The sequence below is a fragment of the Allomesorhizobium aridi genome (assembly GCF_043769475.1).
Taxonomy (GTDB): Bacteria; Pseudomonadota; Alphaproteobacteria; order Rhizobiales; family Rhizobiaceae; genus Allomesorhizobium.
Window position 1 is genome coordinate 5,953,706 of sequence record NZ_CP171729.1, and the last position, 16,494, is coordinate 5,970,199.

Annotated in this window: 13 protein-coding genes and 2 pseudogenes; 13 read left to right on the plus strand and 2 right to left on the minus strand. The window is 59.8% G+C overall.

The features are described from left to right. Positions 1 to 61: 61 nt before the first annotated feature. A complete protein-coding gene (locus tag ACG873_RS31385) occupies positions 62 to 868 on the plus strand; it encodes a TIM barrel protein (protein ID WP_394889838.1) in 807 nt (268 codons plus the stop codon). Here ACG873_RS31385 and ACG873_RS31390 read toward each other — a convergent pair. Next, positions 831 to 1,826, minus strand: coding sequence for a LysR family transcriptional regulator (locus tag ACG873_RS31390; RefSeq protein WP_394889840.1), 996 nt, complete (start codon positions 1,824 to 1,826; stop codon positions 831 to 833). The two genes, ACG873_RS31385 and ACG873_RS31390, sit on opposite strands and share 38 nt — an antisense overlap. 247 nt (positions 1,827 to 2,073) lie before the next feature. Here ACG873_RS31390 and ACG873_RS31395 point away from each other — a divergent pair. Together ACG873_RS31395 and ACG873_RS31400 are read left to right on the plus strand one after the other, a co-directional pair. After that, positions 2,074 to 2,207: pseudogene (locus tag ACG873_RS31395) on the plus strand (beta-ketoacyl synthase N-terminal-like domain-containing protein); the annotation flags it as partial. A gap of 158 nt (positions 2,208 to 2,365) precedes the next feature. Continuing rightward, the gene (locus ACG873_RS31400) at positions 2,366 to 4,690 is read left to right on the plus strand and encodes an NADP-dependent malic enzyme (protein ID WP_394893790.1); all 2,325 of its coding nucleotides are present in this window, start codon (positions 2,366 to 2,368) and stop codon (positions 4,688 to 4,690) included. A gap of 372 nt (positions 4,691 to 5,062) precedes the next feature. Here the strand turns inward: ACG873_RS31400 and ACG873_RS31405 are convergent, their stop codons facing one another. Further along, a complete protein-coding gene (locus ACG873_RS31405) occupies positions 5,063 to 6,031 on the minus strand; it encodes a LysR family transcriptional regulator (RefSeq protein ID WP_394889842.1) in 969 nt (322 codons plus the stop codon). Between the two features lie 324 nt (positions 6,032 to 6,355). On the opposite strand from ACG873_RS31405, the gene ACG873_RS31410 reads away from it, so the two are divergent. The 10 genes and pseudogenes from ACG873_RS31410 (at position 6,356) to cysQ (ending at position 16,319) form a co-directional block, all read left to right on the plus strand. Further along, on the plus strand, positions 6,356 to 6,943 hold the full coding sequence (locus ACG873_RS31410; RefSeq protein WP_394889844.1) for a NodA family N-acyltransferase: 588 nt from the start codon (positions 6,356 to 6,358) through the stop codon (positions 6,941 to 6,943). After that, complete coding sequence (nodB, locus tag ACG873_RS31415; protein ID WP_394889845.1) at positions 6,940 to 7,599, plus strand: chitooligosaccharide deacetylase NodB; 660 nt, start codon at positions 6,940 to 6,942, stop codon at positions 7,597 to 7,599. The genes ACG873_RS31410 and nodB overlap by 4 nt, the downstream gene beginning before the upstream one ends. A 14-nt stretch (positions 7,600 to 7,613) precedes the next feature. Then, on the plus strand, positions 7,614 to 8,939 hold the full coding sequence (gene nodC / locus ACG873_RS31420) for a chitooligosaccharide synthase NodC (RefSeq protein ID WP_394889846.1): 1,326 nt from the start codon (positions 7,614 to 7,616) through the stop codon (positions 8,937 to 8,939). Positions 8,940 to 9,194: 255 nt separating this feature from the next. Further along, complete coding sequence (gene nodI, locus ACG873_RS31425; RefSeq protein ID WP_394889847.1) at positions 9,195 to 10,109, plus strand: nodulation factor ABC transporter ATP-binding protein NodI; 915 nt, start codon at positions 9,195 to 9,197, stop codon at positions 10,107 to 10,109. Between the two features lie 3 nt (positions 10,110 to 10,112). After that, positions 10,113 to 10,901, plus strand: a complete 789-nt coding sequence (locus tag ACG873_RS31430) for an ABC transporter permease (protein WP_394889849.1) — start codon at positions 10,113 to 10,115, stop codon at positions 10,899 to 10,901. 290 nt (positions 10,902 to 11,191) lie between these two features. After that, entirely contained in the window at positions 11,192 to 11,938 is a 747-nt protein-coding gene (locus ACG873_RS31435; protein WP_394889851.1) for a sulfotransferase, read from the plus strand. Positions 11,939 to 12,214: 276 nt separating this feature from the next. After that, positions 12,215 to 12,448 (plus strand): DUF2061 domain-containing protein, encoded by a 234-nt coding sequence (locus ACG873_RS31440; protein WP_394889853.1) that lies wholly within the window; start codon positions 12,215 to 12,217, stop codon positions 12,446 to 12,448. A gap of 204 nt (positions 12,449 to 12,652) precedes the next feature. Further along, positions 12,653 to 13,559 (plus strand): annotated as a pseudogene (gene cysD, locus ACG873_RS31445) (sulfate adenylyltransferase subunit CysD). 2 nt (positions 13,560 to 13,561) lie between these two features. After that, complete coding sequence (cysN, locus tag ACG873_RS31450) at positions 13,562 to 15,499, plus strand: sulfate adenylyltransferase subunit CysN (RefSeq protein WP_394889854.1); 1,938 nt, start codon at positions 13,562 to 13,564, stop codon at positions 15,497 to 15,499. Continuing rightward, complete coding sequence (cysQ, locus tag ACG873_RS31455) at positions 15,447 to 16,319, plus strand: 3'(2'),5'-bisphosphate nucleotidase CysQ (protein ID WP_394889855.1); 873 nt, start codon at positions 15,447 to 15,449, stop codon at positions 16,317 to 16,319. The genes cysN and cysQ overlap by 53 nt, the downstream gene beginning before the upstream one ends. Positions 16,320 to 16,494 lie beyond the last annotated feature (175 nt).

The following is a 16,494-nucleotide window of genomic DNA, read 5'->3' on the forward strand; positions in this document are numbered from 1 at the left end:
CTCATTCCGTGGCAGTAGCCGTCGGCCGAGAACGACGGTCCCGCTTCATGGAAGGAAAACTATGCGCCAAGCAACGCCCCGCATTGCACTCGACCGCGTGGCGGCGCCCCGAGTTGACGTGAGGGAATTTTTCGCGCTTGCCCGCGACCAGGGCATGACAGAAGTCGACATCCGCGATCTGGGCATTAATGCTATTGAACGCGGCGTGCCGGCGGCGAATGTCCGGTCTGCCGCCGCCGAAGCGGGCGTCAGGATCATCTCCGTCAACGCTTTGCAGCGCTTCAATGAGTGGACTCCCGCGCGCGAGGCGGAGGCGAGCAACCTCGCCGATTATGCGGCGGCCTGCGGAGCCAAGGCGTTAGTGCTAGTGCCGGTCAATGATGGTTCGTGGCCCGCCTATGGCGAGCGCCAGGGCAATCTCCGCGTCGCCTTGAAGGCGCTCAAGCCGATCCTCCAGTCGCGCGGTCTGATCGGTCTCATCGAACCACTCGGATTCCACACCTGCTCGCTTCGGTCGAAGAAGGCAGCGGCTAAGGCCGTTGCCGCGGTTGATGGTCAGTCCGTCTTCCGCCTTGTGCACGACACGTTCCACCACACGCTCGCCGGGGAGGCGTTCTTCTCCTGCGAGCTGACCGGTCTCGTGCACATTTCAGGCGTGAACGATCCGACCTTCTGGATTTACCCGGATCGCGTGCTGGGAGGTTCTGACAACGGCAGTCAGATCCGGGCGCTGCTTGACGGCGGCTATGCGGGTCCCTTCTCGTTCGAGCTAGTCGAGGAAACTCACACGTTGGACGACCTCGCACGCGCATTTGCCGCCAGCGTCGATCTCATCGAACACGGGCTGTTGACGCGAGAGTCGGTGTGAGGCGCTGAGTATCTAGGAGCGCCTGGGAACCTTCCGTGGTTTCACTCACAGCAGTCATGCGGGAAGCCTCCTGCAACATTATCTCCCGCATCCAGATGCTTGCCGGATCATTGTTGTGAAGTGCCGGCCACTGGACGGCCTCGGTGAATGCGGGAAGTGGCAACGGAAGTTCGATGATCTGCAGGGGGAACGTTTTTTCGAAGTGCTTGACCAGCCGAAAGGGCATGGTCGCTATGCGAGGCGTGCCCGATACCATAGGCGGGATCATGCTAAAGGCCTGAACGACGACCTCGACACGTCTCTTAAGACCATGCTCAAGCAAAAACCATTCCTCGATTGAGGGCTTCAGCAAACGCCCGAACTTGGCCACGACGTGCCTCATCGACATGTATCTCTCGAATGAAAGCTGCCGTGGCAGCTGCGCGTTCTTAGGGCAACCCACGCACACGAGCTTCTCGTCGAACAGCGCCACTCTTGGATGCGCGCTCGACATGATCAATTCCGGAAGAATTAGAAAATCGACCTCACCGCGCCGGAGGAGCTCATCGGGGTCGTCGTCGAGAGGCATCAATTCGAAGCTGACGGCGGGTGCTTCGCGTGCAACACGCTCCACGACCTTTTCAAAAAACACCAATGTGACGAAATCGGAAAGAATGATCCTGAAGCGGCGGTCGGATTGAGCCGGGTTAAACGGATCCCAAGTCATAATCGAGCACTGGATGCGCAGGAGCGCGTCGCGAACTGCCGGGGCGAGTGATTCTGCACGCGGCGTTAGAACACGTTCTCGGCCGCTCATCGCAAATAGTTCATCGCGGAAAAAATCGCGCAGCCGGGTGACCGCCGCACTCATAGCCGGCTGACTGAGGTTGATGCTGCGCGCCGCCTCCGTGAGATTGCGCTCTGTCAGCAGCGCGTCCAGCACAACCAGGAGATTTAGATCAAGCCCTTTGAACCGCATGTCTTCAGCTATCCATAGTGTGGATTCCTTTCACGAACGATTCTATCATTTTTCCAGAATCTTGCATGGACAAAGCACCTGACGCGCACCGATCACCCATTGCCTCTATCGCGTGACGAGTGCGTCAAAAAAGAGCCCGAAAAGAGAATCTTTCCTGACGTGACATGCTGGGAAATGAGTTGCAATTGGGAAGCGATCGAAGAAATCTACCGCACCCTCCTACAGCGTGCCCAGGCGATGCCGAGCGCTGCGCGGGCCGGTCTTCGGCGTCACCTCTGCCAGCGTTTCGGCCAACGATGCGATCGCTTCGGCGGTGGATCAGATCAGGCTCGGTCGTGCTGACGTGATGTTGCCGGCGGCAGTGATGCGCCGGTGTTATGGACATGCTGAGAGCCCGGAACAACGTGCAGGACCTATTTCGAACCTCGAAAGCGAACCAGCGCGACGGTGCTGGTCGCGTAAACGTCAATTGGACACATCGAAAATTCCATCGCACGTGTTTAAGGAGGCGAAAGACGAACAAAGCGAGGGAGCGCCCAATGGAAGCCACCGAGACCGAAGCCGGACGCTCCGACCTGGAAGATGCCGCACTTTTTTTCCACAAACACCCGACGCCGGGCAAGCTGGAAATCCAGGCTACCAAGCCGCTGGGAAACCAGCGCGACCTGGCGCTCGCCTACTCGCCGGGCGTCGCCGCCCCCTGCCTCGCGATAAGAGACGATCCGGCGACCGCCGCCGACTACACGGCGCGCGCCAATCTGGTGGCGGTGATCTCCAACGGGTCGGCCGTGCTCGGTCTCGGCAATATCGGTCCGCTCGCTTCCAAGCCGGTGATGGAGGGCAAGGCCGTCCTGTTCAAGAAATTCGCCGGCATCGACGTCTTCGACATCGAGATCGACGCGCCGGAGATCGAGCGCATGGTCGAGACAGTGGCTGCTCTGGAGCCGACTTTCGGCGGCATCAATCTGGAGGACATCAAGGCGCCGGAATGCTTCGAGGTTGAGGAGCAGCTCAAGGCGCGGATGAAGATCCCGGTTTTCCACGACGACCAGCACGGCACGGCGATAATCGTCGCGGCCGCGGTGCTCAACGGCCTGGAATTCGCCGGCAAGAAGATCGAGGACATCAAGATCGTCACTTCGGGCGCGGGCGCGGCAGCGCTTGCCTGCCTCAATCTGCTCGTATCGCTCGGCGCGAAGGTCGAAAACATCTGGGTCACCGACCGTTTCGGCGTCGCCTACAAGGACCGGCTGGACGAGATGGACCGCTGGAAAGACCCATATGTGAAGGACACCGAGGCGCGCACGCTGGCCGACGTGATTACCGGCGCCGACGTGTTCCTCGGCCTGTCGGCCGCCGGGGTGCTGAAGCCCGAACTGTTGAAGCACATGGCGGAAAAGCCGCTGATCCTGGCGCTCGCCAATCCGAACCCCGAGATCATGCCGGAGGAGGCTCGCGCGGCAAGGCCGGACGCGATGATCTGCACCGGGCGTTCGGATTTTCCCAACCAGGTCAACAACGTACTCTGCTTTCCTTATATCTTCCGCGGAGCGCTGGATTGCGGCGCGAGCGCCATCAACGAGGCGATGAAAATGGCGGCGGTGAAGGCCATCGCAGCCTTGGCGCGGGAGGAACCGTCCGACGTCGCGGCCCGCGCCTATTCCGGCGAGACGCCGACCTTCGGCCCGGATTTTCTCATCCCCTCGCCTTTCGATCCCCGGCTGATCCTGAGGATCGCGCCGGCGGTTGCGAAAGCCGCCTGCGAGACCGGCGTCGCAACCCGGCCTATCACCGATTTCCCCGCCTATGTCGACCGGCTGAACCGCTTCGTCTTCCGCTCCGGCCTAGTCATGAAGCCGGTGTTCTCGACGGCCAAGACGGCGGCATCGAAGCGGGTCATCTATGCCGACGGCGAGGACGAGCGGGTCCTTCGCGCCGCGCAGGTGGTGATCGAGGAAGGCATCGCCGAGCCTATCCTGATCGGCCGGCCGCATGTCGTTGACGTGCGGCTGAAGCGCTACGGGCTGCGCATCAGGTCGGGAACGGATTTCGAACTGGTCAACCCAGAGGATGACCCCCGCTACCGCCATTATGTCGACCTCCTTATCGAATTGGGCGGCCGCCGCGGGGTGACGCAGGAAGCCGCTCGCACCTTGGTGCGCACGAATACCACCGTGATTGCAGCGCTCGCGCTCAAGCGGGGCGACGCGCATGCGATGATCTGCGGGCTGGAAGGCCGGTTCGAGCGCCATCTGCGCAACGTCACGCTGATCATCGGACCCCGCGAAGGCGTCCGCGACCGCGACCTCTCCGCGCTCTCGATGCTTATCTCGACGCGCGGCGCCACCTTCTTCACCGATACCTATGTGAGCGTGGATCCGACGGCGGAAGAGATCGCCGAAATGACGGTGCTGGCGGCTGAGGAGATCAGCCGCTTCGGGATCGAGCCGAAGGCGGCGCTGCTGTCGCACTCGAATTTCGGCTCACGCGATTCGCCGAGCGCGCTGAAGATGCGGGAGGCTGCGGAGATCCTGAAGAAGATCGCCCCGGATCTGCAGAGCGATGGCGAAATGCATGCCGATTCGGCGTTGTCGGAATTGCTGCGCCAGCGTGTTTTTCCGCATTCGGCGCTGAAGGGCGAAGCCAACCTGCTGGTATTTCCGAATTTGGATTCGGCCAACATTGCGCTCACCGCGGTCAAGCAGATGATGGACGCGCTGCATGTCGGGCCGATCCTGCTCGGCACCGACAAACCGGCGCACATCCTGACGCCGTCGGTGACCTCGCGCGGCATCGTCAACATGACTGCCCTGGCGGTCGTCGAAGCCTCGCAGAAGGCTGTCGCGACGCTGAGGACGGGCTGAACGCCAGGCCCAACGGTTGGCTAGACGCCAAAGAAACAGCTAACCTTCCGCATTGGGATTCTGCGTGAATGGCGGACCGGCAATGCGGGAGGGATCGGCACGGATGGCGGCGGGCGGACGAACGCTGAGACGAGCCATTGCGCTGGCAGCGGTCGCCCTCACCGTTGCGACCCGCACCGGCCCTGGCGGACGCCCGCCTTTGCCGCCAGCTTGAGGCCCAACTAGCCGCGACCGGCAACCCCGACGGATCGGCGGCACTCTACAAATCTAACCCGCAATGTTTCTCGGTCTGGCCGTTCAGCGACGAGGCTGCGCAACGAACGGTCAAGGTCAATGCCAGGCCAGTTTTGCTGAAGTTCACAACGCCCGCTCCTAGACCAAGGGCAGCTCCGGGCTAAAGACACAAGGAGCGCGTGTGACCTCCGGGGTCTTGCGTGGAGTAGCCATGCGGGACGCCTCCTGCAACATTATCTCCCTCATCCAGACGCTTGCCGGATCGCTGTCGTGAAGGGCAGGCCATTGGACGGCCTCGGTGAATTCGGGAAGTGGCAACGGAAGTTCGATGATCTGCAGCGGGAACGTTTGTTCGAAATGCTTTACCAGCCGGAAGGGCATGGTCGCTATACGATCGGTGCCTGATACCATGGGCGGTATCATGCTGAAGGCCTGCACGGTGACCTCGACACGTGCCTTAACGCCATGTTCACGCACAAACCATTCCTGAGGTTTCCGCATACGCCCGAACTTAACAGAAACGTGTTTCATTGATATATATTTCTCGAACGAAAGCTGCCGTGGCAGCTGCCTATTCCTGGCGCAGCCCACGCACACGAGCCTCTCGTCGAACAGCGCCACTCTTGGATGCGCGCTTGACATGAACAATTCCGGAACGATGAGAAAATCGATGTCACCGCGCCGCAGGAGCTCGTCGGGGTCGTCGTCGAGAGGCAACATTTCGAAGCTGACGGCGGGTGCTTCGCGTGCAACACGCTCCACGACCTTTTCAAAAAACACCAGTGTGACGAAATCGGAAAGAACGATCCTGAAGCGGCGGTCGGATTGAGCCGGGTTAAACGGATCGCTAGAAATGATCGAGCCCTGGATGCGTAGGAGCGCATCGCGAACTGCCGGGGCGAGTGCTTCTGCACGTGGCGTTAGAATACGTTCGCGGCCGCTCATCGCAAATAGCTCGTCGCGGAAAAAATCGCGCAGCCGGGCGACGGCCGCACTCATAGCCGGCTGACTGAGGTTAATGCGCCGCGCTGCCTCTGTGAGATTGCGCTCTGTCAGCAGTGCGTCCAGCACAACCAGGAGATTTAGATCAAGCCCTTTGAACCGCATGTCTTCAGTTATCCATAGTGTGGATGCGTCTAATCGAAACAAACGATTTTACCGGTTTTGCAGAACGTCGCATAGGGACAAGTCAAATAAGCCCTCAAAGGAAGTTGTCGATGTTTGCGTTAGCTCCGAGGAGCATTTTCGCCTCCGCGGAGCATTTTCTGGTGCACGCCTTCCGGTATACGCCGAACGTCAACCAAGCCGCATGTCCATTGCGGCTGGGTTCTTCGGTGGTCCGCGCAAGCTATGTCGCGTCGGCTCGATGCGACAAGCTCTTCCTGCGTAGGCGCTTACCTCAAGAAACGGCAATAAAGACGAGGTCTTTCCATGCGCTCTGACATACGGTGGCGGTTGTGCTGGGAACATGAGTTGCAACTGGCCGACCATGCCGAACTCTCCGACTTCTTCCGCAAGAGCTATGGACGGATTGGGGCCTTCAACGCAAAGCCATTCGAAGGCGGCCGCAGTTGGGCCGGTGCGAGACCGGAATTCCGCGCAATCGGCTACGACGCGCACGGCGTGGCCGCTCATATGGGCATACTGCGCCGCTTCATCAAAGTTGGCGGGGTCGATCTATTGGTGGCCGAACTGGGCTTGTACGGGGTCCGTGCGGCTGTTGGACTGGGAATCAGCTTTTCACTGCGCGCTGTGTTTCCAGTGCTGCAGCAGCTTGGGGTTCCATTCGCTTTCGGCACGGTTCGGCACGCGATGCGGAACCATGTTGAGAGGTTCTGCCGAGGCGGTCTGGCGACCGTTATGTCGGGCGTTCGCATACGGTCGACCCTCGCAGATATGCGTCTCGACCTGCCGCCCACCCGCGTCCAGGACCTGCTCGTCTTCGTTATGCCGATTGGACGCCCGATCGGCGAGTGGCCGTCCGGCGCCCTCATTGATCGAAACGGTCCGGAGCTATGAAACATCCGGACGACATGCGCGAAGTGCGGAGTGACTACGCTGATGGCACCGAAGATCACAGCATCTATTTGACGTTTGACGACGGTCCCAATCCGCTTTGGACACCGGATATCCTCGATTTGCTGGCGCGACATCGGGTGCCGGCGACGTTCTTCGTCATCGGTGCCGAGGCCGAAGACCAGCCGGAACTCATCCGGCGAATCTTTGCGGAAGGGCACGAGGTAGCCAACCACACGATGACTCATCCGGACCTGTCCAGATGCGAACCCGCCGAAGTCGAACGTGAAATTCTTGAGGCGAACAGGGTCATCAGGATGGCCTGCCCCCAGGCCACGGTGCGGCGCATGCGCGCGCCGTATGGGATCTGGACCGAAGAAGTGCTCACCACCTTAGCGAGCGCTGGACTGGCGGCCGTCCATTGGTCGGTAGACCCGCGAGACTGGTCTCGCCCTGGCGTCGACGCGATTGTCGATGCAGTGCTCGCCCGTGTCGAGCCGGGCGCAATTGTGCTCTTGCATGACGGGTGCGCCCCCAACGAATTCGAACCGGACAGTCAAGCCAGTCTACGTGACCAGACGGTTACGGCGCTGTCGCACCTGATTCCAGCATTGCATGACCGCGGATTTGTAATCCGCTCGCTTCCTCAACATCACTGAAAAATCGAGATGCTATGAACCTGTTCGCTATAGTCAGTATTGTCGCCGTGTCGTGCTATGCGCTGCTCTCGACTCTTTATAAGAGTATGCAGGCGATTTATGCCCGGCCGGCAGAACCTGAACCGGCGTCGGACGAGCTAGTCGGCTCCGGCCTCTGGCCGAGCGTGGACGTTATCGTGCCCTGCTACAATGAGGATCCGCACACTCTTTCGGCGTGCCTTGCTTCGCTTGCACACCAAGAATACTACGGAAAACTGCGGGTCTATGTAGTTGATGACGGTTCTGGAAATCGCGACGCCGTCGCGCCGGTACACCACACCTATGCGGACGACGCGCGATTCGAGTTCATTCTGCTCCCCGAGAATGTTGGCAAGCGCAAAGCGCAGATCGCCGCGATACGCCGCTCATCTGGAGATTTGGTGCTCAACGTCGACTCGGACACGACACTTGCGTCCGACGTCATCAGGAAACTTGCACTGAAGATGCAGGATTCAGCGGTCGGCGCGGCTATGGGCCAGTTGACGGCAAGCAATCGGAGCGACACTTGGCTGACCCGGTTGATCGATATGGAGTACTGGCTGGCTTGCAACGAGGAGCGTGCGGCACAGGCTCGCTTCGGTGCCGTCATGTGCTGTTGCGGCCCATGTGCTATGTACCGTCGGTCTTCGCTCCTTTCACTGTTAGATCAATACGAGACGCAGATGTTTCGGGGGAAGCCAAGCGACTTCGGTGAGGACCGCCATCTTACGATCCTCATGCTGGAAGCAGGCTTTCGAACCGAGTACGTACCGGACGCCATCGCGGCAACAGTCGTTCCCGATACGCTAGGGCCGTATCTGCGCCAGCAACTCCGCTGGGCACGAAGCACTTTCCGGGACACGCTGCTTTTGCTGCGCCTACTGCCCGGCCTCGATCGCTATCTTACGTTGGACGTAATCGGCCAGAATCTCGGCCCGCTACTTCTCACAGTGACGGTTCTAGCGGGACTCGCGCAGCTTGCACTCACAGGCACAGTGCCTTGGTCGGCATGCCTGATGATTGCAGCCATGACCATCATTCGGTGCACCGTGGTAGCTTTTCGTGCTCGCCAACTTCGGTTTCTCGGGTTTTCTCTGCACACATTCATCAACATCTTTCTGTTGCTGCCCTTGAAAGCCTACGCGTTGTGTACACTGAGCAATAGCGATTGGCTGTCGCGCAAGAGTGCCAGCGTACCCGAAGGGGGAATAAACCGGTCATCACCGGAAACACGATCACCGGACCAAACGCTACAGGGAGCTCGGGAATTGCTGACTCCGTTCGTAGGACGAATCTTCCGCGCGATCCTTCAAGGTTGGTGACGTCCGACAGCGCTCCCAGCGGCGAGTAATCGAGCACGTTCGGTAGGCGGACAGATCGTGAGTCCAGAGCGGGACGTAGCCGAAGGCGATCCGTAGCGGTAGACGCCAGTCCGTTCAAGCGGGAGCGACACACGCAATGCTTCGGCTGTCGCTTTCGACAAGGCCCATCGCAAATGTGATTGCCTGCTCTGGACCAGAACCCAGTAAATGAACTGCCGGCCCGTCGATCGGCTTCTTTCAGCTTGAGATAGAACCATGTCCAAAGTAGCAATCGACCTTAGCGGCGTGAAAAAGTCATTTGGCAACAAGCTCGTTGTGAACGGGCTGTCGTTCACCGTTGCGTCGGGAGAGTGCTTCGGCCTGCTGGGGCCGAACGGTGCTGGCAAGAGCACAATTGCGCGCATGCTCCTCGGCATGACACAGCCTGACGCGGGTAAGATCACCGTTCTCGGAGTGCCCGTGCCGGCACAGAGTCGCTTGGCACGCAAGGGCATAGGCGTGGTCCCGCAATTCGACAACCTTGACCAGGAATTCACGGTACGCGAGAACCTGTTGGTGTTCGGGCGCTACTTCGGCATGAGCACTCGCAAGATCGAAGCGGTCATCCCTTCGCTCCTCGAGTTCGCCCGGCTTGAGAGCAAGGCGAATGCACGTGTCGCCGAACTATCCGGCGGCATGAAGCGGCGTCTAACGCTGGCACGTGCGCTGATCAACGACCCGCAGCTACTCGTAATGGACGAGCCGACCACCGGCCTCGACCCGCACGCGCGCCACCTGATTTGGGAGCGTCTGCGTTTCCTGCTGGCGCGCGGCAAGACGATCATCTTGACGACCCACTTTATGGAAGAGGCTGAGCGGTTGTGCGATCGGCTGTGCGTTCTCGAGCATGGATGCAAAATCGCTGAAGGCAGCCCTCAAGCCCTGATTGACGAACATATCGGGTGCCATGTGATCGAGATCTTCGGCGGCAATCCACAGGAGCTGAGTTCGCTGATCAGGCCATACGTTCAGCGCATCGAGGTGAGCGGCGAGACGCTCTTTTGCTATGCGTCTGATCCGGAGCAGGTGCGGGTGCAGCTGCGTGGGCACGCGGGTCTGCGTCTTCTGGAGCGTCCCCCAAGTTTGGAGGACGTTTTCTTGCGGCTGACCGGACACGAGATGGAGAAGTGAACAATGGGTGAAGGCTTTGCGGCGGCTCTACCCGCCAACGCGTGGAACTGGATTGCGGTGTGGCGCCGCAACTATATGGCATGGAGGAAGGTCGCGCTTGCGTCACTTATCGGCAACCTCGCCGATCCTATGATCTATCTTTTCAGCCTCGGCACTGGCCTCGGATTAATGATAGGTCGCGTTGACGGTGCCTCGTACATTGCTTTTTTGGCAGCCGGCATGGTCGCGACAAGCGCGATGACCGCATCGACCTTCGAAACCATCTATGCGGTTTTCGCTCGCATGCACGATCAGCGCACCTGGGAAGCAATCCTGCACACACAACTTACCCTCGGCGACCTGGTTCTCGGTGAATTGGCGTGGGCAGCCACGAAGGCCTTTCTGGCCGGTACGGCAATAACGATTGTTGCCGCCGCGGTTGGTTATTCAGCATGGTCGTCCGTCATCTATGTGCTACCAGCCATCGCTCTCACTGGGTTCGCGTTTGCAAGCCTGGCGTTAATCGTCACCGCGCTGGCGCCCAGCTACCAATATTTCATATTCTACCAGACCCTCGTCATCACACCCATGCTGTTCCTGTCCGGCGCGGTTTTCCCGGTCTCCCAATTGCCAAGCGCCTTTCAGGAGGTAGCGGGCTTCTTGCCGCTGGCGCATTCTATCGACCTTATTCGTCCGGTGATGCTTGGCCAGCCAGTCGGCAATGTCGGGCTGCATATCGGCGCACTTTGCATGTACGCAATATTGCCGTTTTTCATATCGGCTGCACTATTTCGTCGGCGCCTGATGCGTTGATGCTACTTACGAATACAAGAACGAGACTCGCGATGCAGTATCGCGAACTGGCCACAGCTGCGAGCGTGCTTGGCCTGGCGACTGTGAGTTGGCGACTGCAGAACACGGAAGCTGCGGCGCACATGCGACTAGATGCAGCCTTTGATGCAGGCACACGCGCGGTCCGCGCAACCAGAAGCTCACGGTGCGGATCCGATTGCATGAGCGCGGGTTAAAACACGTCCCGTCTCAAGAGATCACAGCTGGGCGCGCCCTGAACATCGAAACCACTATCAGTTGGAACACATGCAATGACCTACACCACACCGAGGCCTGAGCCCTTTGCAATCCTTGCTTTGCCAAGGACTGGGACACACTATTTGGAAGTGTTGCTAAACGAGCATCCGAACGTATTGAGCAACGGTGAGTTGCTCAACGAGTACGACACCAACTGGCCCGATAAGGATCGCCTGCTACGCGGCGATCGCGAGCTCCTAGAGCTTGCCTATGTGCGCTATCCCACGCGGAGCGACAAGCAGGTGACGCATGTTGGCTGCAAGGTCAACGAACCGCAGTTTCACGATCATCCGGGCTTTTTTGCGGAACTGGTGCGTTGGCCAGGACTCAAGGTGATCCTCCTGGTTCGGAGAAACATATTGGAATCGCTACGGTCGCTGGTGCAGGCAAGGCAAAGCGGTCAGTGGCTGAAGTTCAGTTCGGACAAGGATGCGGCTCCGCCGCCACAGGTCAGATTGCCTATCGCCGACTGCGAGGCATACTTCAAAACCGCCGACGATTTCCACGCTCGAGTTGCGCACTCCTTCGCGCCGGCCAACCTGCTTGCAATCGAATACGAGAGCCTTCTTCAAGAACCCGCGGCATGTTTGGGAACGGTTTGGGATTTCCTGGGAGTTCCCACGCTTCAGCTTTCCGGTCGCGCGATCCTTCAGCGCCAGGAAGCGCGACCGCTCGACCAAACGGTAGAGAATTTTGATGAATTGCGGCTTCACTTCGCAGACGGACCTTATTCGAGATTCTTTGAAGTCGCTGCCGTCTGAAGGTCCTCGCAGCCAGTTATGCGCTGCTCCCAGCGCCACATTCCACGCTTTTTCAGCGAATGCCAATATCGGCCTCAGACTGACACACCCGACGAGGCTGCCACCTGGCCGAGATTGGCGATTAATTGAGGGCGTTCTTGTCAAGACTTGAAGAAGGGCGTGACCGCCAACGCACTTCCTCCACACTGATCTATTTGGAGGATCAAGAAGGTTCCCGCCATCAAACCACCCTGACCCCCATTTGGTCATTTTATGCGTCCCCTGGAGCGATTGCGCATGTTCATTCCTGTTCCCGAGACTCACGGCAGATCGATAGCCAAGGCCGTCAGTTGGCGCATCACAGGCAGTCTCGATACATTCGCGCTGAGCTGGCTTATAACCGGAAACGTCGTTTCCGCGGGATCCATCGCCACCGGTGAAATCGTCACAAAGATCGTGCTGTACTATCTCCACGAGCGGGCATGGTCCTTCATTCCATTTGGCCGGCGCATGATATTGCCAGCCGAATGAACAGCACAACGACCATTGGCCCCCTTCTCAGACGTCTCAGATCGGCGCGATGACAGAAGCCATGACCATACGGTTTTATGAAGCAGTGAACATAGCCATTCGGCGCGAATTGGAGCTTGCAAGGGCCCGCTTCCGCGATGACTGGCAGTTCTCCCGGGGCGGTCCTTTACGCCCCGTCAAAAGGCTGGGTTAGAAAGTGCCGACATGAATGTTCCTTTGACGCACCTGCAACGTCTGGAGGCCGAGGCCATCCACATTTTCCGTGAGGTGGCGGCGACGTTTTCGAAGCCGGTCATGCTCTATTCGGTGGGCAAGGATCTCGTCCGTCCTGCTGCACCTGGCCATCAAGGCGTTCTATCCCGCCAAGCCGCCGTTTCCGTTTCTCCATGTCGATACGACCTGGAAATTCCGCGAGATGATCGAGTTTCGCGATTCGATGGCCGAGAGACTGGGCTTCGACCTCCTCGTCCACGTCAACGAGGACGGTGTGCGCGACGGCATCAATCCCTTCGACCACGGTTCCAATACGCACACCCACGTCATGAAGACGGTGGGGCTGCGCCAGGCGCTCGACAAGTATGGTTTCGACGCAGCCTTTGGCGGGGCGCGCCGCGACGAGGAAAAGTCTCGCGCCAAGGAGCGCATCTTCTCGTTCCGCAACGCTCAGCATGTCTGGGACCCCAAGAACCAGCGTCCGGAAATGTGGAAGATCTACAACACCCGGATTTCCGCCGGCGAATCGATCCGCGTGTTTCCCCTGTCGAACTGGACCGAACTCGACATCTGGCAATACATCCTGCGGGAAGAGATCCCGATCGTGCCGCTGTATTTCGCCAAGAAGCGGCCGGTGGTCGAGCGCGACGGCATGTTGATCATGCGCGACGACGACCGCATGAAGCTCAAGCCAGGCGAGGTCATCGAAAACCGCATGGTCCGCTTCAGGACGCTTGGCTGCTATCCGCTGACCGGAGCGATCGATTCCGATGCCGACGATCTGGAAGGCATCGTGAACGAAATGCTGATCGCCCGCACCTCGGAACGTCAGGGCCGGCTGATCGATCGTGACGAGGCCGGTTCGATGGAAAAGAAGAAGCGCGAAGGGTATTTCTGAGAATGCGCCACGTAACGGCAGAAAATCTCGTCGCGACCGAAACCGCTCGCGAGTTCATCGCCGAACAGGAACAGAAATCGCTGCTGCGCTTCCTGACCTGCGGTTCGGTCGACGACGGCAAGTCGACGCTGATCGGCCGCCTGCTGTCCGACACCAAGCAGATTTTCGAAGACCAGCTCGCCACGCTAGAGCGCGATTCTAGGAAGTACGGCACGACCGGCGACGATGTCGATTTCGCACTGCTCGTGGATGGGCTGGAAGCCGAGCGTGAGCAGGGCATCACAATTGACGTCGCGTACCGTTTCTTTGCCACGCCCAAGCGAAAATTCATCGTGGCCGACACGCCCGGCCACGAACAATATACGCGCAACATGGCGACAGGCGCTTCGACGGCGGATTTGGCCATAGTGCTCGTCGACGCCAGGCAGGGCGTGCTGCGCCAGACGCGCCGCCATTCGATCATCGCTTCGCTGCTCGGCATCCGTCACGTGGTGCTCGCAGTCAACAAGATCGACCTGGTCGGCTTCGACCGCGACGTATTTGCCAGGATCGTTGCCGACTACACGGAGTTCGCGAAGGATCTCGGCTTCTCGTCCATCGTGCCGATCCCGATGTCGGCGCGCTTCGGCGACAACGTGTCCCGGCGCTCCACGCAAACCGGCTGGTATGCTGGTCCGACCCTCATCGACCACCTCGAAACGGTGTCGGTCGATGCCGCGGCCGAACAGCCGTTCCGGTTTCCCGTGCAGTATGTGAACCGGCCGAATCTCGACTTTCGCGGTTTCGCGGGAACGGTCGCTTCTGGCTCCGTCGGGGCGGGCGACGAGATTGTCGTCGCCAAATCCGGCAAGAAGTCGCGGGTCAAGCGCATCGTCGCGCAGGGCGGCGACCTAGAACGGGCCGTCGAAGGGCAGGCGGTTACCATTGTCCTGGAAGACGAGGTCGAAGTCGCGCGCGGCAATCTGCTGGTTGCGCCCGAAGCGCGGCCGCAGGTCGCCGATCAGTTTACGGCCAATCTGGTCTGGTTCGACGAGCAGGCGCTCCTGCCCGGTCGCTCGTACATATTGCGCACCGAAACCGACCAGGCGAGCGCGACCGTTTCGGAACTGAAATACCGCGTCAATGTCAACGATTTTGCCCAGGAAGCGGCGAAATCGCTGGCGATGAACGAGGTGGGCGTCGTCAACATCTCGGCGCAGTCGCCGATCGCCTTCGACAGCTTTGCCGAAAACCGGACCACCGGCGCATTCATCCTCATCGACCGCATCACCAATGCGACGGTGGGCGCCGGCATGATCCTGCACACGCTGCGCCGCGCCGACAACATCCATTGGCAGTCGCTGGAGGTGACGAAGCGCGCCCGCGCCGCGGCCAAGCACCAGAAGCCGACGCTGCTCTGGTTCACCGGGCTCTCGAGTTCCGGCAAGTCGACAATCGCAAACCTGCTCGAGAAGAAGCTGCATGCGAGCGGCCGCCATACCTACATTCTCGACGGCGACAACATCCGCCACGGCCTGAACCGAGACCTCGGCTTCACCGACGAGGACCGTGTCGAAAACATCCGCCGCGTCGCCGAAGTAGCGCGGCTGATGGTGGACGCCGGCCTGATGGTGATCGTCTCCTTCATCTCGCCGTTTCGCGCCGAGCGCCGCATGGCGCGTGAGATGATGGGCGAGGGCGAGTTCATAGAAGTATTCGTCGACACGCCGTTCGAGGAATGCGCCGCGCGCGATCCGAAAGGGCTCTATGCGAAGGCGCTCGGGGGCGAGATCAAGAATTTCACCGGCCTGGATTCGCCTTATGAGCGACCGGAAAGACCAGAAGTACATCTTCAGACGCTCGGCAAATCGCCTGAAGAGATGGTAGAGATACTCGAAAGATGGCTCCATGAACGCAATATTGCCCAACGACATCCTGCCGACGAAGGTGGATCCATCTGACGACGAGGCCGTCCTCGCCTTGTTCGAAAGCCTGGCGCTTTCGGCGGGTCGCGCCATCATGGATATCTTCGAGGCCGGATTTGCCCATGAGACGAAGGCGGATGCCTCGCCGGTGACCGAGGCCGACCGGGCGGCTGAGCGCGTAATCCTCGAAGGTCTTCGCATCGCGCTGGCGGGCGTAACGTGCGTGGCGGAAGAGGAAATCGCCGCCGGCGTGATGCCGGTGCTGAAGGGTGATGCGATCCTGCTGATCGATCCGCTCGACGGCACCAAGGAATTCATCAATCGCCAAAAGGACTTCACCGTCAACATCGCGCTGGTGCGCAAGGGGACTCCTGAAATAGGCGTCGTCTATGCTCCGGCCAGGGGCCTTTTATATTCCGGGCGTCCCGGCGAAGCGACCGAGGTTTCAATCACACCGGACTTCATGCCGGCGGCCCGCCGCAAGATATCGGTACGAAGCGTGGCTGAGCCGCTCACTATCGTTGCAAGCCGGTCCCACCGCACGCTGGAAACCGACAAGTTCATCGCCAGATTCGAGGGCGCGGATATCGTCTCGGTGGGGTCTTCCTTGAAATTCTGCCTTCTGGCGAGTGGAGAGGCCGATCTTTATCCGCGCTTCGGCCGCACCATGGAATGGGATACCGCGGCCGGCGATGCTGTGCTGCGGGGGGCTGGCGGACGAACCATGCTTATCGAAGGCGGCCCGCTTCGCTATGGCAAACGCGGGCAACATGACGAGGCGGATTTCTCCAATCCCTGGTTCATAGCGGACACGTCGCCGGCGGCGGTGGATCAAAATTCGCACTCTGGAGAATAACTCATCGGATTGGGCGGAGTGGGAACACACGCTCGTCACTTCATCAACATCTTCCAGCTGCTGCTGAATTTCACTGGCGAGCGCGAGTAGCGACTGTCCGTTGTGGGCGAGGGCGAGGTAGCGGAGGAGATCCTCCGGCCACAATTCGTTCTCGCAACACCCGGCCACACCTTGA

Excerpts from the sequence above, each read along its gene's own strand:
- ACG873_RS31385 (WP_394889838.1), top strand. The coding sequence starts at position 62 with ATGCGCCAAGCAACGCCCCGCATTGCACTCGACCGCGTGGCGGCGCCC.
- ACG873_RS31390 (WP_394889840.1), bottom strand. The coding sequence starts at position 1,826 with ATGCGGTTCAAAGGGCTTGATCTAAATCTCCTGGTTGTGCTGGACGCG.
- ACG873_RS31400 (WP_394893790.1), top strand. The coding sequence starts at position 2,366 with ATGGAAGCCACCGAGACCGAAGCCGGACGCTCCGACCTGGAAGATGCC.
- ACG873_RS31405 (WP_394889842.1), bottom strand. The coding sequence starts at position 6,031 with ATGCGGTTCAAAGGGCTTGATCTAAATCTCCTGGTTGTGCTGGACGCA.
- ACG873_RS31410 (WP_394889844.1), top strand. The coding sequence starts at position 6,356 with ATGCGCTCTGACATACGGTGGCGGTTGTGCTGGGAACATGAGTTGCAA.
- nodB (WP_394889845.1), top strand. The coding sequence starts at position 6,940 with ATGAAACATCCGGACGACATGCGCGAAGTGCGGAGTGACTACGCTGAT.
- nodC (WP_394889846.1), top strand. The coding sequence starts at position 7,614 with ATGAACCTGTTCGCTATAGTCAGTATTGTCGCCGTGTCGTGCTATGCG.
- nodI (WP_394889847.1), top strand. The coding sequence starts at position 9,195 with ATGTCCAAAGTAGCAATCGACCTTAGCGGCGTGAAAAAGTCATTTGGC.
- ACG873_RS31430 (WP_394889849.1), top strand. The coding sequence starts at position 10,113 with ATGGGTGAAGGCTTTGCGGCGGCTCTACCCGCCAACGCGTGGAACTGG.
- ACG873_RS31435 (WP_394889851.1), top strand. The coding sequence starts at position 11,192 with ATGACCTACACCACACCGAGGCCTGAGCCCTTTGCAATCCTTGCTTTG.
- ACG873_RS31440 (WP_394889853.1), top strand. The coding sequence starts at position 12,215 with ATGTTCATTCCTGTTCCCGAGACTCACGGCAGATCGATAGCCAAGGCC.
- cysN (WP_394889854.1), top strand. The coding sequence starts at position 13,562 with ATGCGCCACGTAACGGCAGAAAATCTCGTCGCGACCGAAACCGCTCGC.
- cysQ (WP_394889855.1), top strand. The coding sequence starts at position 15,447 with ATGAACGCAATATTGCCCAACGACATCCTGCCGACGAAGGTGGATCCA.